The following is a 22034-nucleotide window of genomic DNA, read 5'->3' on the forward strand; positions in this document are numbered from 1 at the left end:
GGAAGCACTGAGCATGACCACGACACCGCCGCCCTGGCAAGCCCACGACATAGCCGGTTACGATTCAGCAATGACGGCGGGGTGCTCGACGCTTCTGGCAGAGATCATCGCCGACCCTGCGCGCCGAAAGGCCATCCTTACCGATCCGCGCGATCTGCATCGCACGCTGTTCGCGTCCTTCACGCCTTCTGGCCACAACGAATATGCGGGCACCTATCGCGGCACGCGAGGCACCACTCTGGCTGGCCGGAGGATGTCCTCTGAGAGCCAACTCGAAGTTGGGGGACAATTTGAGTTCTGTCCTCCCGAAGAAGTGCCCGCCCGTATGAACTTGCTGCTGGATCATATGCAGCAATGGCTCCGCGACGCCTCCGCAGACAACTACGGTAAGCTCCTGGGCCTCAGCTATACCTTCTGCTGGTTCGGCAAGATTCACCCCTTCCTTGACGGAAACGGTCATGTGCAGCGTGCGATATTCGCCGCCATGGCGACCGAGTTCGGCTTTCCGCTTTCAGCGCGTTTTGCGATCCATCCGCGTCCCTATGATCGACTGTTGGCGACCGCCTTGGAGATATTCACACGAGCGCCCGCCAACGAGGAAAATGGGGAACTGGCGTTGGTCGCGGAATATCTCGCCTTTTTCCTCGACGGGCCGTTCAATGCAGTGCGCAAACACATCAGCTCGGCGTCGCCTTACGACTGATTTTGGTTGTCAGCTCAGCGCGCCATGGGCTTCGGCTGATTGGGAGTGAGTGCCTCGCGAATTGGGACTCAAAGGGTTGCGATTTGGGAGAAATACGGGGGAAAGCATTCCCCTGCGACCGAGCCAAGGTCTCGCTCGACCCCTTCTGCGGGGTGTCCCCCGCAACGCCCCCGCTAAGAGTGAGAGAAGGGATCGGAGATCCGCGACGGGATGAATGTCGAGAGAGAGGCTCTCGGCGCCCGTCATGGAGTTTGATCCCATGAACATGCAAGTTCTCGACGCCCGCCACGACACGAGTGGCGGTTACAAGGTCGATGTCAGCCGCGGCGAGCGCGTCGGGCGGGTGTCGTCCGAATGGTTCTCGCGGCCGGATGACGAGCGATTCCTGTCGCTCGGCGAGCTGGCCCGCTCAGTGCGCGACCGGGCCGATCGTAGCCGAACTCGCGTCGTCGAAAGCGCGTTGATCCACGTCGAGGCGAATCGCTCCGATCCCGAACGCTTGTCGCTGATCCTTCCGGGTGCGGAAGCTCCCGTAGCCCCGACCCACTGGAGCTTCGGCCAGCTCGCCGCGCAGGTGGGTGCGCCCGCCGCCTATCTACGCAATCTCCCCGCCGCGCTGGCCGGCATCAATCTGCAATATGGCCTGACCTCGAACCGGGCCGAGCAGATCAAGACGCTGGAAACCGACGATGGCCTTTCGAGGGGCCGCATCGAACTTCGCGCTGTCACCGGCCCCGATTACGGTCGTATCTATGACCACGAGCTGGTCGAAGCCGTGCAGCGCATCGCCGGCAACGGCACGGGTGACACGCGCTGGAAAGTGCCCGGCGTGCTCGACTGGTCGACGGGGATCTACAATCCGCGCGTCGACATCACCAAGGACACCACCACGCTCTATGCCTCCGACCGTGACGTGTTCCTGTTTCTCGTTGACGATCTGAACCCCATTGAGGCCGGCAAGCTGCCCGATGGCTCGCCCGATCTGTTCTTCCGCGGCTTCTATTGCTGGAACAGCGAGGTTGGCGCGAAGACGCTCGGCATGGCGAGCTTCTATCTCCGCGCTGTGTGCCAGAACCGCAATCTCTGGGGCGTCGAGGATTTCGAGGAAATCAGCATCCGCCACAGCAAATACGCCGCGTTGCGCTTCGCCCATGAGGCAGCGCCTGCATTGATGAACTTCGCCAATTCCTCGCCCATGCCCTTCATCAACGGCATCAAGGCGGCGCGCGAACGGATCGTTGCCCGTACCGACGAGGATCGCACCGATTTCCTGCGCAAGCGCGGCTTCTCCAAGGCCGAGACTGGCAAAATCATAGAGACGGTGCTGGCCGAGGAAGGGCGGCCGCCGCAGTCGATCTTCGATTTCGTGCAGGGCATCACCGCGGTTGCCCGCGACAAGCCGCATCAGGACGCCCGCCTCGACATGGAGGCCAAAGCAAAGAAGCTGCTCGATCGCGCGGCCTGATCTCATCAAAGTCGGAGATGCGGTTTTCCGTGTCTCCGGCTTTTGACTTCCACGCTTCTCCGTCTTTCCGTTTGCGTTGCGCTGCCCTCCAAGAGTGAGAGGGCGGCGCTTCGCTTCGTGACGGGTTGGAGGTCGAGAGAGAGTCTCTCGGCCGCCCGTCGCGGAGTAACGACCATGGCAACCGCCATTCAGAAGATCACCCTGTCGTCGTCGCGCGACATCCCTTTCAACAAGCTGGTGCTGAGCCAGTCGAATGTCCGGCGGATCAAGGCCGGCGTCTCGATCGGGGATCTGGCCGAGTCCATCGCCCGGCGCGGCCTTATCCAGTCACTGCATGTGCGGGCCGTCCTCAATGCCGACGGCGTCGAAACCGGCATGTTCGAGGTGCCGGCCGGCGGCCGACGCTATCGCGCGCTGGAACTGCTGGCGAAGCAGAAGCGCCTCAACAAGACCGCGCCCGTGCCGTGCGTCGTCAGCGACGCGGCGAGCGGCGTCCTGATGGAGGAAATCTCCCTCGCCGAGAATGACGAGCGCGTGTCCCCGCATCCGCTCGATCAGTATCGCGCCTTCCAAGCCATGCGCGACAAGGGCATGAGCGAAGAGGCCATCGCGGCCGCCTTCCTGATCGACGTCAATGTCGTGAAGCAGCGCCTGCGCCTGGCCTCTGTTTCGCCCGCGCTGCTGGCGGTGTTCGCTGAAGACGGCATGGAGCTGAAGCAGCTCATGGCCTTCACGGTGTCGCAGGATCACGCCCGCCAGGAACAGGTGTGGGAGACGATCCGCAATAGCTGGCAGAAGGAGCCGTGGCAGATCAAGCGCATGCTGACCGAAACTGCGGTGCGCGCCTCCGACAAGCGCGTCGTGTTCATCGGCATCGACGCGTACGAAGCCGCAGGCGGCATCGTGCTGCGTGATCTGTTCGAGTCCGACGATGGCGGCTGGCTCCAGGATGTCGGCCTGCTCGATCGGCTGGTCTCCGAGAAGCTGTCCGCGGTCGCCGACGAGATCGCCGCTACCGGTTGGAAGTGGGTCGATGCGGCGGTCAGCATCCCCTATGGCGTCACCCAGCGCTTGCGCCGGCTTTCGGGCACGTCGCTCGACATCACCCCGGAGGAACAAGCGACGCGCGACGCCTTGCAGACGGAACTTGACGGCCTGGTCGCCGACTACGAGGACGCCGACGAATTGCCGGATGCGGTGGACCAACGCCTCGGCGAGATCGAGGCGGCAATCGAAGAACTCGACAATCGACCCGTCAGCTACGATCCGGCCGAGATCGCCATCGGCGGCGTGTTCGTCAGCATCGACACGCATGGCTCGCTCGTCGTCGATCGCGGCTATGTCCGCCCCGAGGACGAATTGCCATTCGAGGGCTCCGGCGACGAAGCGGCGGTGGAGGATGTCGATCCCCAAACCGGGAAAATCCGCGAGCCTGCCATCCAGCGCGCCGTCGTCACCATCGGCGGTCGGGTCGCGCCGGTCGAGGAGGAGGAAGAAGACGGCATCAAGCTGCTGCCCGAGCGCCTCGTCATCGAACTGACCGCGCATCGCACGCTGGCGCTCCGCGATGCGGTCGCCAGCAATCCGCACGTCGCCATGACGGCGCTGCTGCACAAGCTGGTGTCCGACACCTTCCTGCATCGCCCGGCGACGGGCGTGCTGGAAGCCAATGTTCGGCAGATTCATTTCGCGGCGCAGGCTGATGATCTGAAGGATAGCGCCTCGGCCCAATCCGTCACGGAGCGGCACGAACGCTGGGGCGATCATGTGCCTGCCGATGACGAGGCGCTGTGGGACTGGCTGATCGCGCTCGACGACGACAGTCGCCTGGAACTGCTCGCTCATTGCGTCAGCTACGGGATCAACGCGCTTTACGAGCGGCCCAATCCCTATGGAGGTTCGGGCGTCAGCGAGCATGGGCTGAAGGTCCGAATGGGCCAAGCCGAACGGCTGGCGCGTGCGACTGGCCTCGACATGGTGAGCGCGGGCTGGCGGCCGACGGTCGGCAACTATTTCGGCCGCGTCACCAAGACGCGCATCGTCGAAGCGGTGCGCGAGGGCGCGGGCGATCGGGCGGCGCAGCTCATCGACCATATGAAGAAGGGCGACATGGCCAAGGAAGCGGAACGTTTGCTGGCTGAGACCGGCTGGCTGCCCGAGCCGCTGCGCCCGGCCGATGCCGACACCACTGGCGAGCAAGCCAATCAGGAAGGTGGCGAAGTCGCGCTTCCGGCTTTCCTGTCTGGTGACGGTGAAGAGGACGAGGTGGCCGACGCCGACGACGACGAAGCCATGATCGCCGCCGAATAGCCGAACGCTGGCGGGGAGCGGCACGATCCGTTCCCCGCAGACCTCTCTCCGATCCTTCAACCGTCAGCCCGGCCCATAAACCAACATCTGCGCGGCTAAGCCGCGCGGCTCGGGCCTTTTTATTTCTGGAGCCTGTCATGGCCGACTACTTCACTCATTTCTCGTGCCTGCTCGATGTCGGCACGCCGGAAAACGCCGCCCGCGCGCTCGATCTCTACAACGCCTTGTCAGAGCACGGCGCGTCGGAGGAACCGCCCTCCGAAGGGTTCCTGCTGTCGATCCAGCCCGAGCATGGCGGCACGAACCTCTGGATGCGCGACGATGAAACCGGCGATCCCGAGCGCGTCATCCAGTTCGTGAAGCGCTGCGCCGCCGAGTTCAGCCTCACGGGCCGCTGGGGATTTCAATACGCCAACACCTGCTCTAAGCCCCGGCTCGATGGATTTGGTGGCGGCGCCCATGTCCTCGACCTCGCCACCGGCGAAACGGTGGACTGGATCTATACAGATGGCTGGCTCGCCGAGACCATCTCCGGCGAGGGAGGACCGCTATGAGCATCCCCTCTCATGCCCGGAGCAATTTCCAGACCTTGCTGCGCGCGGCGGGCGACGGCAACCTCGCCCTCATGGAGTGTCTGGACGCCGTGACGGGCATCCCTCGCTACGTCATCTGCGCCGTTGGGCGCGACAACGACGACTACGTCTTTACGCCCTTCGGCCATCTCGTGGACGGCAATCCCTACGACGCCTACCTGCCACCCGACCCCGAAGATCCGGACGACTTCGTGCGGCCCGACAGGCAGTAGAAGACGCCATTGATGGATGGAAAAGCGCCCACCTTGCGGTCGGGCGCTTTTTTCATGTCGGGGTGAGCGAGAGTCAGAGGGCCGCCGGGAGGGATTGAGTCCGGACAGGCGAAAGAGAGCGCCGCGCGGGCTTGTCCTTCTCCGCTCTCCTTGAGGCTCAACCCATGAACATCCTGTCTCCCCAGGCCGCTGCGGCCGCGCCGCTGCCGCTCGTCCCGTCGTCGGGCATCCTCGCTGCCGCCAATCACCTGCTCCCCCATCTCGAACGCGGCGAGCGCGTCGACGCCGCCATCCTGCGCAGTGCAATGGAAACGGCCTTCGGCGCTTCCGATGCGTCGGGCGCCTGGGACTGGAAGGGATCTTACGAGGCCTGCGAAGTCGCCGCAGTCTTGTTCCTTCGCAAATACGGAAAGGCGCTCTTCCGCAAATCCGCCTCCTCGGCTGCACGCCTTTCCGTGCTGACGAAGATCGCCGGATTATTACCGACGCATACGCGGCGATCGGAGGAATCGCAGGCGCTTCAGCAGTTTTCGACGCCGTTGCCGCTTGGCCTTGCTGCGCTGACGGCCGCAGCAATCACGCCATCCGACCGCGTGCTGGAGCCTTCGGCAGGCACCGGGTTGCTGGCGATCCTCGCGCTGACGGCGGGCGGATCGCTCATCCTCAATGAGCTGGCCGACACCCGCGCCGAGCTGCTGTCCTCCCTCTTTCCGGTCCTTCCCGTCAGCCGGTTCGATGCCGCGCAGATTGACGATCATCTGTATGCCTCGGCTGTTCCCTCCGTCGTGCTGATGAATCCGCCGTTCTCGGCGATGGCGCATGTTTCCGGCCGGGTGCAGGATGCCGGTTTCCGCCACATCGCCTCAGCACTGAACCGGCTTGCGCCTGGCGGCCGTCTGGTCGCGATCACCGGCGCCAATGTCGGGCCGGACCTGTCCGAATGGCGCGATGCCTTTGTCGGCTTGCAGGCGCGTGGCCGCGTTGTGTTCAGCGCCGCCATCGCTGGCTCGGTCTATCAGAAGCACGGCACCAGCTTTCCGACGCGGCTGACCGTCATCGACAAGTCGCCCGCCGACGATCTGGGCATGTTCCCGTCGTCTCCCGGCATGGCGCCCGATGCCGCCACGCTGCTCGGGTGGATCGACGCCCACGTGCCGCCGCGTCTCCCCGTCACGCTGCCTGCCGAAATTCGTCCAGTCGCCGCCGCGCCGAAATCCGTGAGCGGTTTTCTCGTCCGTTCGGTGGCATCGCGTCCCACCGCTACCGTTGCCGATCCCGAAGGCATCGAACTCGACTATGAGATCGTGGACGCGACGCTGACCGATGGCGCCAATCTCACCGAGTCGATCTATGAAGAATACGGATTGCAGTCGATCCATATTCCCGGCTCCGAGCTGCATCCGACCAGGCTCGTGCAGTCGGCCGCGATGGCGAGCGTCGCGCCACCCAGGCCCAGCTATCGCCCGATGCTGCCCGCGAACATCCGCGCATTACTGTCCGAGGCCCAGTTGGAGACCGTCATCTACGCCGGCGAGGCCCATAACGACTATCTCGCCGGATCGTGGACGGTCGATGCCACCTTCGATCTCGTCCAGGCAGCGCCCACCGACGCCCCGAACACCGTCCGCTTCCGCCGCGGTTTCATGCTCGGCGACGGCACCGGCGCTGGCAAGGGCCGCCAATCGGCCGGGATCATTCTCGACAACTGGCTCCAGGGACGCCGCAAGGCAGTCTGGATATCGAAGTCTGACAAGCTGATCGAGGACGCTCAGCGCGACTGGTCGGCGCTCGGCATGGAGCGCCTGTTGGTGACGCCACTGTCGCGCTTTCCGCAGGGCAAGCCGATCACGCTCAGCGAAGGCGTCCTATTTGCAACCTATGCCACGCTACGCTCCGACGAGCGTGGGGAGAAGGTTTCGCGCGTCCGCCAGATCGTCGAATGGTTGGGGACTGATTTCGATGGAGTCCTCATTTTCGACGAAAGCCATGCCATGCAAAACGCCGGCGGCGGCAAGGGAGACCGTGGCGATGTCGCCCCCTCGCAGCAGGGGCGTGCTGGCCTGCGTTTGCAACATGCGCTGCCCAGTGCCCGCGTCGTCTATGTCTCCGCCACCGGCGCCACAACGGTCCACAATCTCGCCTATGCCCAGCGGCTCGGCCTGTGGGGCGGCGAGGATTTCCCCTTCGTGACCCGCGCCGAGTTCGTCGAGGCGATCGAGGATGGCGGCGTCGCAGCGATGGAGGTGCTGGCACGCGATCTGCGTTCGCTCGGCCTCTATACCGCCCGGTCGCTTTCCTATGACGGTGTGGAATATGAACTCGTCGAGCACCAGCTCACCGACGAACAGCGCCGCGTCTACGATGCCTATGCTGGGGCCTTCTCGATTATCCATAACCATCTCGACGCCGCGATGCGGGCGGCAAATATCACCGGCAGCGACGGGACGCTGAACCGGCAGGCCAAATCCGCCGCCCGCTCGGCGTTCGAGAGCGCCAAGCAGCGATTCTTCGGTCATCTTCTCACCAGCATGAAGACACCGACTCTGATCCGCTCGATCGAGAGTGATCTTGAGCAAGGCCATGCCGCCGTGGTGCAGATTGTCTCGACCGGCGAGGCGTTGATGGAACGCCGTCTGGCCGAGATCCCGACCGAGGAATGGAACGACATCCGCGTCGACATCACGCCGCGCGAGTATGTCCTCGACTATCTCGCCCATAGTTTTCCCGTGCAGCTCTATGAGCCGTTCACCGACAGCGAGGGCAATCTGTCGTCGCGTCCCGTCATGCGCGATGGCCAGCCGGTCGAAAGCCGGGAAGCCGTCGCCCGGCGTGACGAGCTGATCGAGCACCTCGCCTCGCTTCCGCCCGTGCCCGGTGCGCTGGACCAGATCGTGCAGCGCTTCGGCACAGACACGGTGGCCGAGGTGACAGGCCGCTCGCGCCGTATCGTCCGCAAGGGCGACCGCTTCGCCGTCGAGAACCGCGCGCCCTCCGCCAATCTCGCCGAGACGGCGGCCTTCATGGACGATGTGAAGCGCGTGCTGGTGTTCAGCGATGCTGGCGGCACAGGCCGCAGCTACCACGCCGATCTCACCGCGAAGAACCAACGCCTGCGCGTCCATTATCTCCTCGAACCAGGATGGAAGGCCGACGCGGCCATTCAGGGTCTCGGCCGCACCAACCGGACGAACCAAGCTCAGCCGCCGCTGTTCCGCCCGATCGCAACCGACGTGAAGGCGGAGAAGCGCTTCCTAAGCACCATCGCTCGGCGGCTCGACACCCTCGGCGCCATCACACGAGGCCAGCGCCAGACCGGGGGCCAAGGGCTGTTTCGACCCGAGGACAATCTGGAATCGTCTTACGCTCGCGATGCACTGCGCCAGCTCTACCTGCTGATCGTGCGCGGCAAGATCGACGGTTGCTCGCTCGCCCGTTTCGAGAGCGCCACCGGCCTGAAGCTGATGGACGATAATGGCATCAAGGACGAGCTGCCGCCGATCACCACCTTCCTCAACCGTCTGCTGGCGCTGACCATCGAACTTCAGGGCATCCTGTTCACCGCCTTCGAGCAATTGCTCGACGCCAAGGTCCAGGGCGCCATCGCCAGCGGCGTCTATGATGTCGGCTTGGAGACTCTGACGGCGGAGAGTTTTGTCGTCACCGGCCGCAAGACCATCTACACCCATCCGGCGACCGGGGCCGAAACCCGGCTGCTCACCATCACCGAGAAACGGCGTAACCGGCCAATGACGCTGGCGGACGCGCTAGCCTATGTCGATGCCGACAACGGCAAGCTGCTGGTGAACGCCAAGTCCGGTCGCGCCGCCGTGCAGGTCCCCGCGCCCTCGCTCATGCTCGATGATGGCGAGATCGAACGCCGCGTTCGGTTGGTCCGGCCAATGGAACACCACCATGCTTCGTTGAAGTCGATGACGGAAAGCCACTGGCAGGAGGCCGACCAGAACATCTTCGCTGCTGCCTGGTCCCGCGAACTCAGCGATGTGCCCCCGCTCAGTGAAAGCACGATCCACATCGTCGCTGGTCTGCTCTTGCCGGTGTGGAAGCGTCTGCCGAACGAGTCGACGCGGGTTTACCGCCTTCAGACCGACGAGGGTGAACGCATCATCGGCCGCCGCGTCTCCCCAGCCTGGGCCGCGAACGCCGCCTCGACCGACACGGTCGACCTGTCGCCTGACGCTGCATATACGGCACTCCTCGACGGACGGACGATCCTTGACCTGGCCGAGGGACTTCAGCTTCGCCGCGTCCGCGTCATGGGAGCGAATCGCATCGAGCTGACCGGCTTCACGGACACAATGCGCGAGCGCCTTCGCGCCTATGGCCTCTTCACCGAGATCATCTCGTGGAAGCTGCGCTTCTTCGTGCCTGTCACCACGGGCGGCGTGGCGGTTCTCGGCAGGTTGCTCGACACCTACGCGATCATGCGCCTCTCCGAGCGCTAGGCGGCGTGATGTCCCGGCACGATGCTTCCGACCTGGCGCAGCGTCTCGGCAGGCAGGCCGAGGCGGTGTGCCGCCGCTATCTTGGGGCCGGTCGCCGACAGGGCCATTATTGGCAGGTCGGCGATGTGCGCAACACACCGGGCCGCTCGATGTATGTCCGCCTCAAAGCCAGCGCCAAAGGCCCTGCCGGCAAATGGACCGACGCCGCGACGGGCGAACATGGTGATCTGCTCGACGTGATCCGTGAATCGCTGGGCCTTATTGACTTCGCCGACGTCGCTGAAGAGGCCCGTCACTTCCTCAGCCTGCCGCATCCCGATCCCGAACCCCAACCGAAACAGCACGCTCGCACGTCGGCACCATCGGGGTCGGCCGAGGCTGCACGCCGACTGGTTGCCATGTGTCAGCCGATCGGCGGCACGCTCGTAGAAGCGTATTTGCGCGGACGCGGGATTACGGCTTTGCACGGATGCGGAAACCTGCGTTTCCATCCCCGTTGCTATTATCGGCCCGATGAGCACGGCCCCACCGAGACCTGGCCGGCAATGGTCGGCGTCGTCACCGATCTCTCCGGCAGGATCACCGGCGCGCATCGGACCTGGCTCGCCCCGGACGGCTCCGACAAGGCGCCGATCGACACGCAGCGCAAAGCGATGGGCGACCTTCTCGGACACGCGGTCCGCTTCGGACTCCCCGGCGAGGTACTGGCGGCAGGTGAAGGCATCGAAAGCGTGCTCTCTGCGCGCGAGGTCATGCCCGGCATGTCGGCGGCCGCAGCACTCTCCGCGGCTCACCTCGCTGCCATCCAGTTCCACGACGCGCTGCGTCGGCTCTATGTCGTGCGCGACAACGATCACGCCGGGAACGGAGCGCGGAACTCTCTAATCGAACGGGCGAACGCGATCGGGATCGAGGCGATTACCCTGTCCCCCTTACTCGGGGACTTCAACGAGGATCTCCGTACATTCGGCCGTGACGCGCTGATAGCGCAAATCCGGGTGCAACTCGCACCGCAGGACGTGGCCCGTTTCATGCTGCTGGCGGCCTAGATCGCGGACTGAGCGGTGCCGGCGCTCGGGCCGCCACCATGCTCGCATGGATGCACGATCCTTTGGGGAGGACCGCGCCTCGGCCTTCGAGAGGGCGATCGACCCACATGCGGTTCGGACAGGCAATGCCTGCGGCCGACTATTTTCCGGCGGCGCGTGCCGCGCCTTTCCATCGCGAAACAAAATAGTCGCCCTCCGGCATCCTCCGCTCATGCTCCGGCCCGGCGCTTGGCGCCGGGTGCAGGTCCGCTCCGCCCGTGGGCACCGTCGCCATGAAGGCCGCGACGGTCGCGGTCCAGCCAAAGGAGCAGACCATGCGCGAGCATGACGACTATGAGCCCCACCACGAATCGTCCCCTACGGATCACGTCCTCAACGAATTGCAGCTCTATGGCTACCGCCCCTTCGCTGACGAGCCCGACCAGCGCCTCTTGCCCGACGGCAATCAGGTCGCAGGCGCTGTCGCCGACATCTTCGACGCCCTGATCTCGACCCTGGCGGATACGCGCCTCGAACCCGACCTCGACGACCTCCTTTGGTCGACCGTCAACGTGTTCCACCGCGCCGCCGATCGGATCGCCCGCGAACTCGACGACAATGAGCAGGCGCAGAAACGCTCGCAGCGGCAGCAGGACGGCAGCGAGGTGAAATCGGTCGAACTCGAGCGCCAGATCGCCGAGGGCAAGACGCTCATCGAACGGCAGAACGCCTTCGAACTGATGCGCGACCAGGCCGCCGAACACTACGAACGCCAGATCGGCAAACCGTGGCTCCCGCGCACCGGCTCAAAGATCAACCATCGCAATCTGACCTCGGCGATGATCGACAGCCGCGACTTCCTGATGGCGAAGAAGCGAGCCGAGCAGGAAATCCTTCTCCCTCCCGGTCCCAAGATCGTCGTCACCGGCGGGCTCGACTTCAATGACCACAGGCTGATCTGGGCCAAGCTCGATCAGGTTCGCGAAAAGCACCCCGACATGGTGCTGATCCACGGCAAGTCTCCGAAGGGTGCCGAGAAGATCGCCTCGCTCTGGGCGACCAACCGCAACGTCCCTCAGATCGGCTTCGCCCCAGACTGGACGAAGCACAGCCGCGCAGCGCCGTTCAAGCGCAACGACGAGATCCTGCAGATCGTGCCCAAGGGCGTGATGCACTTCCCGGGCACCGGCATTCACGACAACCTCGCCGACAAGGCCAAGAAGCTCGGCATTCCGGTGTGGAAGTTTGGCGGCGCGTAAGCGCCGCCAGCATTTTTCGCATTTTATACCGATGGCGAGGCACATCGGTGTACAAGGAACAAAGCTTGGTCAATGTGCTCGGCGGGCTACGCCGGATTGCTCATCGCAAGTACAAGGTCTGACTTATGACACGAACATATAGTGGAAAATGCCTATGTGGCGGAGCCCGTTTTACTGCTGTTGGTCCGCCAGTCGTGGTTGCACAATGCCATTGTGAAGAGTGTCGGCGATTGAGTGGCACGTGCCATTCCATTGGCGCCATGTTTCGGCGGGACGCCGTTGTCATAAACGGGACGACCAGCGAGTTCACCTATCAGTCCGGAAAAGGCTCAACCGTGACGAAAGGATTTTGCGCAACCTGCGGCAGCCCGGTCTATGGCCGGAACACACGGAGCGCCGACCATATTACGCTTCCGCTCGGCGCGATGGATAACGCCGACGGGCTGCAGGTTGAAGTGGTCATTTTCGATCGCGACAAACCCCACTGGGATCGGCTCGAGGAAAACGTCGCTTTCTTCGCAACCCAACCAGATTGGAGACCTCCCGAATGATCCGCGCAGGGCGGGGACGACCCGCGAACAGACTTTCTTTAAGGCTGGAAAAATGAACGACCTCGCCGACAAGGCCAAGAAGCTCGGCATCCCGGTGTGGAAGTTTGGCGGCGCGTAAGCGCTGCCTCCGCCTCAACATACCTTGATCGTGCGAGGATAGGTCTATCCAAAACCCGATGTCGGCTGTGGACTGGGAACAGGAAGATCGGTATTGTTGCAGGATGAGGATCTTGGTTCACATCGCGGTCGCGACTAGCGGACGAATTCACCTCCCGGCCTGATACATCGGGTCGGGTCTCTCCGCTTGTGAACGTCATGACGCCGTTGGCGTCTTCCAAGGTCTAAGTCATGTCATCGAACGAACCGACGCTGCATCTCGTATGTGGCAAGATCGCCGCAGGAAAATCAACTCTCACCACTGAATTGAGCAAGCAGCCGCACACGGTCGCCGTGCGGGAAGATCATTGGCTTGCCCGCCTCTATCCCGGCGAACAAAACAGCTTGGCCGACTATGTTCGCAACGCGAGACGGCTGCGCGAAGCCATGACCCCGCACCTGATCGATCTGCTGCGCGGCGGGGTATCGGTCGTGCTCGACTTCCCGGCGAACACCCCAGCCACTCGGGGATGGATGCGCAGCCTGTTCGAGAGCGCGGGGTGCAGGCATCAGCTCCACTATCTAGATGTATCGGACGAGGTGTGCAAAGCCCGCCTCCAGTGCAGAAATACGAGTGGCGAGCACGAATTCAACGTCAGCGAAGAGGACTTCGATCTCTTTACCAGTCACTTCGTTCCTCCCTCGGTCGACGAAGGTTTCGAGGTGATATTGCATCGCGAATAATGTCCGATCAGCGTAGGTCTGGCGGAGCATCGGCGAGTCCAGGCGCCGCCATGCCTCCATCGTCATAGCGCCTAACGAGCGGTTTCTCATGACGAGAGGCGAGGTTCCCACCATCATCGACGGCGTGGGACTTGGCGGCTCCTCCACTCGGCAGGCACCACCCCGCGTCCATTGGCGCTGATCCTTTGGTCCAGCCGATGGCCTGACGCCATCAACCCGTAAAGGGTCGGACTACGCTGCGCGTGCCGCCGCTCACGGTTTCACCTTCGCGGTGATTGCGGCCATCGGCCGAACTCATCGGGCGCCTGTCAGCGGGGGATGGTCCTCCGCTCGAACAGGAGCCGGATCGATGTCCCTCAACGACGCCCACGCCTTCGCCTTCAGCCTCGCCACCACGCTGATGGCCGCCATCGTCATCTTCCAGGCCGGCGACGGCACGCTGTCGGTCACGCCCGCCAGCGAATATGATGGCGACATCGCCGCCATCGTCCATGAGATCGATCCCTTCGCCCCTTAACCGAGGCGCCCCCGGTCGCCCGCGCGGAAATCACCGACGATTTCCGCTCCCGGCATCGTTGCTCCTGCGCTGTACTTCGGATGCGCCGTGGTGGTGGTGGAAGGCGCGACCGTCAGATCTTGCCCCTACGGAGGCCACCACCATGATCATCCTCGCAATGCTTGCATCCCTCGCAGCGATCGGCTTGCTCTGCTGGCTGCTGTTCACGCTGGTCGTCTTCGCGCTGCCAGCGTTCGTCGCCGTAACCGCAGGCGTCTGGAGCACGGCACCGGAGCCGACATCCCCGGCGCCCTTCTGGTCGGGGCCGTGGCGGCGGTGATCACGCTCGCCGCCGGCCATCTGCTCATCAGCTTCGTCCGGCCCATGTGGTTGAAGCTGATCGTGGCCTCAGCCTTCGTCGCGCCGGCGGCCATCGCCGGCTTCCATGCGACCCATGGCATCGTGAAGCACCTCATGCCCTCCGACGCATGGCAGATCACGTTCTCCGTCATCGGCGCGGTTGCGGTCGGCATCTCCGCCTTCGTGCGGGTCGCGGGAATGGCGACGGCCCCGAGCCCGTCCGGCCGGGGTCTTGCGCAGGCCTGATCTTCGTCATCGCCGTAAGGAGGATCAGAATAGCGAGTGGCTGTCGCCTTCCCCGTCGTCTCATACCGTTGCGATGGGCGGATGCGGCGCGGATCGACGCTCGGCCCCGGAAAGACGATCGTCGTTGGAGCGCAGCCCAGGCAGAATCATGTCTCTGCGGCGCACCGGACGCTGGCGCGGCGATTTCCCGGAGGGCGGTGGAAGGTCGGAATGCGGCAACGTAGGCCTACCGGGAGGAGACGAAGCCGGTGAGCGTGCCGTGACGCCGGTTTGCCAATGCGGGACGGCCGCCATCTTCTCCGTTCTCTGACCGTATCTCGACCGCTCCAAACGGCCTCTTCAATGGCCTGATCTGGCCGAAGGTCGGCTGCGCCTCGATCGCCTATGACGCAACAGCGGCGTCAAACTTTCTTCCCCTGCCGGCTGCGCCGTCATTCCTCGCGAAACAAGAAAGCCCTCCTTAGCTGTCAGGCCCCTTCGGGGTGCGCCGTCGATCGCCTCCGGCCTGCCGATCGCCATCGAGGCCGCAATGGTGCGGGCTCGGGAACGGAAAACGGAGACTTACAATGGCGACCATCGGCACCTTCAAGAAGACCGGCTCGAACGAGTTCACCGGCGACATCGTCACCCTCAGCGTCCAGGCCAAGAACGTGCGCATCGTCCCCGACCAGCGCGCCACCGGCGAGAACGCCCCCAGCCACCGGGTCCTAGTCGGCCGCGCCGAAATTGGCGCCGCCTGGTCCAAGCGCTCCAACGAAGGTCGCAACTATCTGGGCCTCAAGCTCGACGATCCGAGCTTCAATGCCCCGATCTACGCCAACCTCTTCGACGACGAGGGCGAAGACACCTTCTCGCTGATCTGGTCCCGTCCCAACGGGCGGCGCGGCGACTGAGGCACCGCGCAAGGCCCCTGCCGGAAGGTCGGGGCCTTCGGCGTGCAAAGCGACCGAATCAGCCAAGCGCGGACGCCTATCCAAGTGCCGATTTCCGAACGCGCTCAACGTAGATTTCTGTGGCGCTTTGCACTAGGGCGACTATTTTAGTCGTAGTTCTGGAATGCGCGTCAGCCGTGGTGGGAGGTGATCATGCATGATCACCGCCCGACAATCGCGGGCCGCGCGCGCGTTGCTGGGTTGGACGCAGGAGACGCTCGCTGACAAGGCCCGGACATCGCTGACCGCGCTCAAGCGCCTCGAATCCGAAAACGGACTCGAGGTGTACGAGACGACGCGCGATCAGGTCCGACGGGCGCTCGAAGCAGCCGGCATCGTCCTTCTGGCGACCGATAAAGGTGAAGGCGTGCTGCTGCTCCATGAGCGAAACGAGCCAAAATCGCCGGTCTAGTCGCTCGACTTGGGTGCGCGCACCCGGTTTCCTTTTTGCGACAGGTGTCATGGATCAATGACAAAATGGAATTTGGTTAACAGGACGTTGCTCAGCGCATATGCTGTCTCGGGGGAATATCGATGGCGCAGATTCTGAGCGAGCCACCGGCGGGCAAAACTCTGACGACATATGACCGAGAGCATATGGTTCTCTACCTGCGCTTGCTCGATTCCGCCCGTGATGGCGCGGATTGGCGCGAGGTGGTCCAGATTCTCTTCGGTCTCGATCCCGATCTCGACCCGGTAGGCTGTCGCCAAATGCACGACACCCATCTCGCGCGCGCCCGCTGGATGACCGAGCACGGCTATCGTGAACTGGCCCGAGAAGGTCTGCGCGCCGGCTCGAGGTGATGCCGCCGTGGCATCACGCGCTGCCCAGACTCAGGCTTCCGCCAGACAACTCATCCGGGAATCTTTGTCCTCCCCGTCAAACGCTTGAATCTGGGGAGGACTGTGATGACGCCCGACGCATCGCGTTGGCGATCCTCGACCTATTACGATCACGTCGAGGGTTCGTCCGCATCCGATATCGCCTGGGAGTGGCTTCGACGTAACGAAGCCTACGATCTGGACTTCGAGAATTGGTTCAGAAACTCCGCCGCCGCTGACACGCTGTCGGATCAAATCCGCCAGCGATGGGGGTTGCGATTTCCCGGTCGATCCGATCCTCGATGTTCCCGCGGCAAACGTTTTCTGGGATGCGGATCTCGACACCAGCATCGTCCTCCTCGCACCGGCTCCCGTCGAAAACCTCTCACTTGAAGGCCAGTCTCGAACCGGTTTTGAGGACATCCTCAGAACAGACGACCGTGGCAACGGCTTCTTGCGGGGCGATGATCCCGCGCAACGCATTCAATTTCTTCTCGCCGCCGAGACGCGGGCTGAGCGTCCAGTCGCCGCCGTCATACCTCTGGGCCTGGAAGGTTTTGACCGGGTAGAGGCGGTGCTCCGACTGCTCGCCATGCTTCACGGGCGCACCATCCCCCCGGATATGCGGCTGACCAGGCAACAACGTGCGCGTCAGCGCAAAATGCTTCGCGCTTTTGATGCTCATCGCGACGGCGCAACCCAACAAGAGATCGCAAAAGTCATCTTTGGCGTCGAGCGTCTCAGTCGCGACGATTGGCAGATGTCGTCGAGCCGACATGCCGTGATGTCGCTCCTCAGGGATGCGCATGACCTCATTGCGGGCGGTTATCGCAAATTGCTCCGTCATCGGCGCCGATCCTGATCAAGCCGATCGGTCTGCACGGTGTGGGATTTTGGGTCCCCCCAACTTCGCCCTGCAACTCGTCTCCCGTCCTTCGCCATCGTGACCTTCGTCCGCCGCCGACCATCGGCAGCTTCATTGAAGCCCACGAAAGGCCGATTTATGCGACCCGATCTCGCCGTCCTACCTCCGCGCTTCCTTCGCACCAAGGAAGCTGCCGAATTCCTCAGCCTCTCCGCCCGCACGCTCGAAAAGCACCGCACCTACGGAACCGGGCCGGCTTACAAAAAGCTCGGCGGGCGAGTCGTCTATGCCGTCGACGATCTCCAGGCATGGGCAGAGCGCGGCGCCGTCACGTCCACCTCGGACCCGCGCGGGAGCGTGCTGCCGGCGAAGCGCCATACATCGCCCGCCGCGCCGCAAGTTCGATACGCGCGCTGATCGCGAGCGGCTTCCCCAATGGCGGCGCGACATCGGCCCTCTTCAGAGCGTGGACAGCTCGATCTGTTCCGAGCGCTCCCCGGCGAGTTCGCGCCCCGAGATGCGCAGGATCTCATGGCCTATCCGTTCTTTTCCCTGTCCAAAACGCATCGCGTGGCGCCGATCGATTTCGTCGCCGGCGGCGTTTCCATCCGGGTCGAGGCCGTACCCGATCACGGGATGGCGACCATATGGGACGCCGACATCCTGATCTGGGCGGCGAGCCAGATCGTCGAGGCGCGTGATACAGGATTGCGCACCTCGCGCCTCATGGTCGCCACTCCCTATGAAATCCTGAGGTTCATCGGTCGCGGCACGTCCCTGCGCGACTATCAGCGCCTGAAGGCGGCGCTCGACCGCCTTCAATCGACGACCGTTTGCACCTCGATACGCCAGCCCGCCGAGGGCCGTCGGCATCGCTTCTCGTGGATCAACGAATGGAAGGAACGCACCGATCGCGGCGGCCGGCCCGACGGCGTCGAACTGATCGTGCCCGACTGGTTCTATCAGGCCGTGCTCGACAACGCGCTCGTGCTCACCATCGACCGCGCCTACTTCGATTTGACGGGCGGACTGGATCGTTGGCTTTACCGGCTCGTCCGCAAACATGGCGGCCGCCAGCGTAATGGCTGGCGCTTCGATTTTCACCATCTGCACCTGAAATCCGGCGCGCTCTCGCCCTTCAAACGTTTCGCCTTCGAGCTGCGCGACATCATCCGTAGGCAGCCGCTGCCCGGCTACACGCTCTCCCTCGAAATCGAAGTCGGCGGACGGATGCTGCTCGCCTTCGAGCCCGCACCGGCCTGTGGATATCCTGTGAATAGCGTCGTGCCATCGGGAACCCGAGGGCACGTGCCATCAGGAACCGGCCCCTCGTGCCATCGGGAACCGAAACAGGCCTTAACCCACGGCGTCAAAACCGAAATTCGCGCTCCTAACTTAGACTCTAACTCAGAATCTAACTTTTTAGAGCGCGCGCGCGATGTGCAGAACTCCCATCAGGGAACCATCGGCGCCCTCGGACCAGCCGGTAAGGGGGACGAGAACGCCGCACCTCCTGAAGCTCTCGATCCCGGTTCGGGAGGCGCGCGATGATCCTGGCGCTCCTCAATCAGAAAGGCGGCGTCGGCAAAACCACGTTGGCGCTTAACCTCGCCGGTGAATGGGCTCGGCAAGGACATCGCGTCACGCTGATCGACGCCGACCCGCAGGGCTCGGCGCTCGACTGGTCGCAGCAGCGCAGCCGCGAAGGCCTGCCGCGCCTGTTCGGGGTGATCGGCCTGGCGCGCGACACGCTGCACCGCGAAGCCCCCGAGCTAGCGCGAGATGCGGACTACGTCGTGATCGACGGGCCGCCTCGTGTCGCCAGCCTGATGCGTTCGGCGCTCCTTACCGCCGACCTGGTGTTGATCCCGGTGCAGCCATCACCTCTCGATGGCTGGGCCTCCGCCGAGATGCTGTCGCTCTTCACCGAGGCGCGCATCTATCGGCCGGAGTTGGTCGCCCGTTTCGTGCTCAACCGCTGCGCCTCGCGCACGGTGATGGCGCGCGAGACAGCCGAAATGCTTGCCGACCACGATCCGCAAGCGCTCGCAAGCGCTATCGGGCAACGCATCGGCTTTGCAGCGGCCGCGCAGTCCGGGCGGCTTGTCGCTGAACTCGACGACGACACGCTCGCAGCGCGCGAGATCACCGCGCTGGCCGGCGAGATCGACCGGCTTCGCATCGGGAGGACTGCGCGATGAGCGAGCGTCCCACCCGTCGTGGATTCGCCGCCCGGCCAGCAGATCCCGAACATTGGATCAAGGCCGCCGATGCCGCGCCGCGATCCAACGAGGCTGGCGCGTTCAGCGCGCGTCTCACTATCGATGTGACGCCCGACCTTCGCGCCCGGATCAAGGTCGCCGCGTTTCGGCGCGGCGTCACGGTCGCCGAAGCCTTGCGCGAATTGCTCACGCGCGAATTCCCACCGAACCCAGGAGACCCCTCATGAACCGCGCCACGGATGCCGCCGTGCGCCGCGTCGCCGCTCCACGTGGCCGCGCAGCAGACGATCTCACCCATGTCGAACTGACCTGGATCGAGAAAAGGATCGAGAATTGGATCAGGTTCGGCCGCGAGGCGCACGAAGAGATTCTCGACCGCCGCAGGCGTGTTCTCTCGTTCCGGCCGCAAAGCATCTTCGCCTTCGTCCGTTGGGCGGGCAACGACTTCGGCACGATCATTTCCCGCATCGACATCGTGCGCGCCGTCGAGCCGGGTGAAGCCTATCAGACGCTGCCTTTCGTGCGCCCCGGCGGCGACATCCTCCTGAAGATCGAAGGCTGGCCGAAGGTCGAACAAGTGCTCCGCCACATCGACGCGGTGGAAGCGGCCGACATCGACGCCTGCGATGTCGCTCCTGATCACTGGCGGCACGTAGCCAACCGGATGAGCGCAGGCCACGAGCCGCGCGCTTATACGATGGAACGCCATCAAGCGTGGCTCAAGCGGCGGGAGATCGAGCAATGACCCGCTTCGGCTATGTCATGGCGACGTGTTTCTCGATCATGGGCGTCGCCTTCGCGTCGTTCGTTCCAACACCGCTGCGCCTCGTGTGGAACGCCTCGGCCAGCGTGCCAATCGGCCTCTACGACCTCGATCCGTCCCGCCAGCTGGCGGTCGGCGATCTGGTCACTGTCATGCCGGACAAGCCACTCGCCGATTTCATGGTCGAGCGCGGGTATATCGGTCGCGGCGTGCCGTTGATGAAGCGTGTCGCCGCGCTTCCCGGTCAACAAGTCTGCCGCACCGGCGATGCCGTGACGGTCGATACCGTGCCGATCGGCGACGCGCTCGACCGTGACAGACGTGGCCGTCCGCTGCCGGTCTGGCAGGGCTGCCGCCGCATCGCGGACAGCGACATCTTCCTGATGAATCCGTCCGTGCCCGACAGCCTCGACGGCCGCTATTTCGGCCCGATCCCGGCGCGCACCGTCATCGGCAAGGCGACACCGATCTACACCGACGAAGCCGGCGATGGCCGCTTCGTCTGGCGCGCCGCCGCGCACTGACCGCTTTCCCATCGGCGGGAGCGGTGCTCGCCGATGGATTTCTCAACGCCACCGCCAAGGAAACCACCATGCCACAGATCGGCACATTCACGCACGACGACGACGGCACTGGCTTCGTCGGACATCTGACGACGCTGATGCTGGCTCAGGACATTCTCATCGTCTCGGCAGAGCCATCAGACGCCGAGAACGCACCCCAGTTTCGCGTCCACCTCGTCGATGGCGAGACCGGCGAGGCAGGCGCGGAAGTCGGCGCCGGCTGGAACCGCACCGGCGAGAAGGCCGGCGACTATGTCGCGATCCAGCTCGACGATCCGACCTTCCTGCAACCGATCCGCGCCAACCTGTTCCGCGACGACGATGCCGGAACGCACTGGTCGCTGCACTGGAGCCGCCTGCCAAAATGCGACGGGAAGGACTGACGCCATGCGCAGCACCGCCCTCCTTCTCCTTTCCGGCTTCGCGCTCGCTTGCGTTCAATCCGCGCCGTCGCTCGCCGATCCCGTCACGACCGCTCGGCCAACGCCGCGCGATCCTTACGCCGATCACATCGCGGAAGCGGCACAGCGCTTCGAGCTTCCGGCTGCATGGATCAGGGCGGTGCTGCGCGCGGAAAGCAATGGCGATCCGCGCGCCCTCTCGCCCAAGGGCGCGATCGGCCTGATGCAGATCATGCCACAGACCTGGGCGGGCCTGCGCGTCCGCCACCGTCTCGGCGCAGACCCATACGACCCGCATGACAACATCATCGCGGGCGCGGCCTACATTCGTGAGCTGTTCGACTGCTACGGCTCGCCCGGCTGGATCGCTGCCTATAATGCCGGTCCCGGTCGCTATGAGGCGTCGCTGAGCGGCCGTCCGCTACCGTCCGAAACCCGCGCCTATCTCGCCAATGTCGCGCCAGCGCTGGACAGCAACGGCGCGACCAAACCTACCGTCTTGGCAGTAGTCGATCCGCTGGCGTGGACCCGCGCGCCGCTGTTCATCGGACAGCCGGATCGCCGCCCCGCTGCCGATCCTGTGCAGGCCGAGCGCTCTTCGACCGATGCAGGACCGACGCCAGAGGTGCGTGACGTTTCCGCCATCGTGCCGCAATCCGGCGGGCTGTTCGTCGCCCGCGCTGATACCGGGCCGATGCGATGAGCGCGGTAGTTCCCAATCGCACGATAGCGGGCGCTGGCGTATTCCAGAGAGCGCAGAGGTGGAGCACAGGCAACACGACCGAAGGATGGCAGGATAAAAGGCCGCGAGGTGCGGCTTGTTGCGGTCGTGTTGTTTCAAGGAGTTATGGCGCATTTTCGCGAGGCGCGCGGGTTTCCCGCACCTCGCAACCATACCCATTTCCTTATGATTTCCTGCACTTGGCGCGATGTGCGGGGT

General features: G+C 64.1%; 24 protein-coding genes and 1 pseudogene. All 25 read left to right on the plus strand.

Annotated elements, in window-relative coordinates; translation table 11 throughout:
• The first annotated feature begins 13 nt into the window (after window positions 1-13).
• A complete protein-coding gene (locus C8348_RS19790; protein ID WP_106755034.1) occupies window positions 14-703 on the plus strand; it encodes a Fic family protein in 690 nt (229 codons plus the stop codon).
• A gap of 259 nt (window positions 704-962) precedes the next feature.
• The gene (locus C8348_RS19795) at window positions 963-2168 is read left to right on the plus strand and encodes a DUF932 domain-containing protein (protein WP_106755081.1); all 1206 of its coding nucleotides are present in this window, start codon (window positions 963-965) and stop codon (window positions 2166-2168) included.
• Between the two features lie 174 nt (window positions 2169-2342).
• Window positions 2343-4478, plus strand: coding sequence for a ParB/RepB/Spo0J family partition protein (locus C8348_RS19800; RefSeq protein WP_106755035.1), 2136 nt, complete (start codon window positions 2343-2345; stop codon window positions 4476-4478).
• 137 nt (window positions 4479-4615) lie between these two features.
• Entirely contained in the window at window positions 4616-5032 is a 417-nt protein-coding gene (locus C8348_RS19805; protein ID WP_106755036.1) for a hypothetical protein, read from the plus strand.
• Window positions 5029-5283 (plus strand): DUF6117 family protein, encoded by a 255-nt coding sequence (locus C8348_RS19810; RefSeq protein WP_106755037.1) that lies wholly within the window; start codon window positions 5029-5031, stop codon window positions 5281-5283. The genes C8348_RS19805 and C8348_RS19810 overlap by 4 nt, the downstream gene beginning before the upstream one ends.
• A 164-nt stretch (window positions 5284-5447) precedes the next feature.
• A complete protein-coding gene (locus C8348_RS19815; protein WP_106755038.1) occupies window positions 5448-9746 on the plus strand; it encodes a strawberry notch family protein in 4299 nt (1432 codons plus the stop codon).
• A gap of 8 nt (window positions 9747-9754) precedes the next feature.
• Window positions 9755-10795, plus strand: coding sequence for a DUF7146 domain-containing protein (locus C8348_RS19820; protein ID WP_198647159.1), 1041 nt, complete (start codon window positions 9755-9757; stop codon window positions 10793-10795).
• Window positions 10796-11109: 314 nt separating this feature from the next.
• Entirely contained in the window at window positions 11110-12033 is a 924-nt protein-coding gene (locus C8348_RS19825) for a DUF2493 domain-containing protein (protein ID WP_106755082.1), read from the plus strand.
• Window positions 12034-12158: 125 nt separating this feature from the next.
• Window positions 12159-12584: a GFA family protein gene (locus tag C8348_RS19830; protein ID WP_106755040.1), complete on the plus strand. Its 426-nt coding sequence runs from the start codon at window positions 12159-12161 to the stop codon at window positions 12582-12584.
• Window positions 12585-12932: 348 nt separating this feature from the next.
• On the plus strand, window positions 12933-13424 hold the full coding sequence (locus C8348_RS19835) for a P-loop nucleotide/nucleoside kinase family protein (protein WP_106755041.1): 492 nt from the start codon (window positions 12933-12935) through the stop codon (window positions 13422-13424).
• A 349-nt stretch (window positions 13425-13773) separates the two neighbouring features.
• Window positions 13774-13941: a hypothetical protein gene (locus C8348_RS22215; RefSeq protein WP_198647160.1), complete on the plus strand. Its 168-nt coding sequence runs from the start codon at window positions 13774-13776 to the stop codon at window positions 13939-13941.
• Window positions 13942-14083: 142 nt separating this feature from the next.
• Window positions 14084-14526, plus strand: a pseudogene (locus C8348_RS19840) (hypothetical protein).
• Window positions 14527-15092: 566 nt separating this feature from the next.
• A complete protein-coding gene (locus tag C8348_RS19845) occupies window positions 15093-15419 on the plus strand; it encodes a DUF736 domain-containing protein (RefSeq protein ID WP_106755042.1) in 327 nt (108 codons plus the stop codon).
• A 196-nt stretch (window positions 15420-15615) separates the two neighbouring features.
• Window positions 15616-15870 (plus strand): helix-turn-helix domain-containing protein, encoded by a 255-nt coding sequence (locus C8348_RS19850; RefSeq protein ID WP_106755043.1) that lies wholly within the window; start codon window positions 15616-15618, stop codon window positions 15868-15870.
• Window positions 15871-15992: 122 nt separating this feature from the next.
• Window positions 15993-16262 (plus strand): DNA -binding domain-containing protein, encoded by a 270-nt coding sequence (locus C8348_RS19855; RefSeq protein WP_106755044.1) that lies wholly within the window; start codon window positions 15993-15995, stop codon window positions 16260-16262.
• Window positions 16263-16367: 105 nt separating this feature from the next.
• Entirely contained in the window at window positions 16368-16673 is a 306-nt protein-coding gene (locus C8348_RS22485) for a transcriptional regulator domain-containing protein (RefSeq protein WP_106755045.1), read from the plus strand.
• Between the two features lie 199 nt (window positions 16674-16872).
• The gene (locus C8348_RS22490) at window positions 16873-17142 is read left to right on the plus strand and encodes a DUF2285 domain-containing protein (RefSeq protein ID WP_244294077.1); all 270 of its coding nucleotides are present in this window, start codon (window positions 16873-16875) and stop codon (window positions 17140-17142) included.
• Window positions 17143-17283: 141 nt separating this feature from the next.
• Entirely contained in the window at window positions 17284-17562 is a 279-nt protein-coding gene (locus C8348_RS19870) for a helix-turn-helix transcriptional regulator (protein WP_106755047.1), read from the plus strand.
• An 18-nt stretch (window positions 17563-17580) separates the two neighbouring features.
• A complete protein-coding gene (locus C8348_RS19875; RefSeq protein WP_106755048.1) occupies window positions 17581-18696 on the plus strand; it encodes a replication initiator protein A in 1116 nt (371 codons plus the stop codon).
• Window positions 18693-19346 carry a ParA family partition ATPase gene (gene parA / locus C8348_RS19880; RefSeq protein ID WP_106755049.1) on the plus strand — a complete coding sequence of 218 codons (654 nt, stop codon included), beginning with the start codon at window positions 18693-18695 and terminating at the stop codon, window positions 19344-19346. The genes C8348_RS19875 and parA overlap by 4 nt, the downstream gene beginning before the upstream one ends.
• Window positions 19343-19594, plus strand: a complete 252-nt coding sequence (locus C8348_RS19885; RefSeq protein WP_106755050.1) for a hypothetical protein — start codon at window positions 19343-19345, stop codon at window positions 19592-19594. Before parA ends, C8348_RS19885 begins: the two co-directional genes overlap by 4 nt.
• Complete coding sequence (locus C8348_RS19890) at window positions 19591-20112, plus strand: DUF2840 domain-containing protein (RefSeq protein ID WP_106755051.1); 522 nt, start codon at window positions 19591-19593, stop codon at window positions 20110-20112. The genes C8348_RS19885 and C8348_RS19890 overlap by 4 nt, the downstream gene beginning before the upstream one ends.
• On the plus strand, window positions 20109-20654 hold the full coding sequence (gene traF / locus C8348_RS19895; protein WP_106755052.1) for a conjugative transfer signal peptidase TraF: 546 nt from the start codon (window positions 20109-20111) through the stop codon (window positions 20652-20654). Before C8348_RS19890 ends, traF begins: the two co-directional genes overlap by 4 nt.
• 68 nt (window positions 20655-20722) lie before the next feature.
• Complete coding sequence (locus tag C8348_RS19900) at window positions 20723-21076, plus strand: DUF736 domain-containing protein (protein WP_106755083.1); 354 nt, start codon at window positions 20723-20725, stop codon at window positions 21074-21076.
• Window positions 21077-21080: 4 nt separating this feature from the next.
• The gene (locus C8348_RS19905; RefSeq protein ID WP_106755053.1) at window positions 21081-21797 is read left to right on the plus strand and encodes a lytic transglycosylase domain-containing protein; all 717 of its coding nucleotides are present in this window, start codon (window positions 21081-21083) and stop codon (window positions 21795-21797) included.
• Window positions 21798-22034 lie beyond the last annotated feature (237 nt).

Origin of the sequence: Pannonibacter carbonis (assembly GCF_003012935.1) — a bacterium.
GTDB classification, from domain to species: domain Bacteria; phylum Pseudomonadota; class Alphaproteobacteria; order Rhizobiales; family Stappiaceae; genus Pannonibacter; species Pannonibacter carbonis.

Coding starts and splice junctions, on each gene's coding strand:
- C8348_RS19815 (WP_106755038.1), top strand. CDS start 5,448: ATGAACATCCTGTCTCCCCAGGCCGCTGCGGCCGCGCCGCTGCCGCTC.
- C8348_RS19805 (WP_106755036.1), top strand. CDS start 4,616: ATGGCCGACTACTTCACTCATTTCTCGTGCCTGCTCGATGTCGGCACG.
- C8348_RS22215 (WP_198647160.1), top strand. CDS start 13,774: ATGTCCCTCAACGACGCCCACGCCTTCGCCTTCAGCCTCGCCACCACG.
- C8348_RS19845 (WP_106755042.1), top strand. CDS start 15,093: ATGGCGACCATCGGCACCTTCAAGAAGACCGGCTCGAACGAGTTCACC.
- C8348_RS19790 (WP_106755034.1), top strand. CDS start 14: ATGACCACGACACCGCCGCCCTGGCAAGCCCACGACATAGCCGGTTAC.
- C8348_RS19800 (WP_106755035.1), top strand. CDS start 2,343: ATGGCAACCGCCATTCAGAAGATCACCCTGTCGTCGTCGCGCGACATC.
- C8348_RS19825 (WP_106755082.1), top strand. CDS start 11,110: ATGCGCGAGCATGACGACTATGAGCCCCACCACGAATCGTCCCCTACG.
- C8348_RS22490 (WP_244294077.1), top strand. CDS start 16,873: ATGCTTCACGGGCGCACCATCCCCCCGGATATGCGGCTGACCAGGCAA.
- C8348_RS19810 (WP_106755037.1), top strand. CDS start 5,029: ATGAGCATCCCCTCTCATGCCCGGAGCAATTTCCAGACCTTGCTGCGC.
- C8348_RS19835 (WP_106755041.1), top strand. CDS start 12,933: ATGTCATCGAACGAACCGACGCTGCATCTCGTATGTGGCAAGATCGCC.
- C8348_RS19795 (WP_106755081.1), top strand. CDS start 963: ATGAACATGCAAGTTCTCGACGCCCGCCACGACACGAGTGGCGGTTAC.
- C8348_RS22485 (WP_106755045.1), top strand. CDS start 16,368: ATGACGCCCGACGCATCGCGTTGGCGATCCTCGACCTATTACGATCAC.
- C8348_RS19830 (WP_106755040.1), top strand. CDS start 12,159: ATGACACGAACATATAGTGGAAAATGCCTATGTGGCGGAGCCCGTTTT.
- C8348_RS19905 (WP_106755053.1), top strand. CDS start 21,081: ATGCGCAGCACCGCCCTCCTTCTCCTTTCCGGCTTCGCGCTCGCTTGC.
- C8348_RS19870 (WP_106755047.1), top strand. CDS start 17,284: ATGCGACCCGATCTCGCCGTCCTACCTCCGCGCTTCCTTCGCACCAAG.
- C8348_RS19885 (WP_106755050.1), top strand. CDS start 19,343: ATGAGCGAGCGTCCCACCCGTCGTGGATTCGCCGCCCGGCCAGCAGAT.
- C8348_RS19875 (WP_106755048.1), top strand. CDS start 17,581: ATGGCGGCGCGACATCGGCCCTCTTCAGAGCGTGGACAGCTCGATCTG.
- C8348_RS19855 (WP_106755044.1), top strand. CDS start 15,993: ATGGCGCAGATTCTGAGCGAGCCACCGGCGGGCAAAACTCTGACGACA.
- C8348_RS19890 (WP_106755051.1), top strand. CDS start 19,591: ATGAACCGCGCCACGGATGCCGCCGTGCGCCGCGTCGCCGCTCCACGT.
- C8348_RS19820 (WP_198647159.1), top strand. CDS start 9,755: ATGTCCCGGCACGATGCTTCCGACCTGGCGCAGCGTCTCGGCAGGCAG.
- C8348_RS19850 (WP_106755043.1), top strand. CDS start 15,616: ATGATCACCGCCCGACAATCGCGGGCCGCGCGCGCGTTGCTGGGTTGG.
- parA (WP_106755049.1), top strand. CDS start 18,693: ATGATCCTGGCGCTCCTCAATCAGAAAGGCGGCGTCGGCAAAACCACG.
- C8348_RS19900 (WP_106755083.1), top strand. CDS start 20,723: ATGCCACAGATCGGCACATTCACGCACGACGACGACGGCACTGGCTTC.
- traF (WP_106755052.1), top strand. CDS start 20,109: ATGACCCGCTTCGGCTATGTCATGGCGACGTGTTTCTCGATCATGGGC.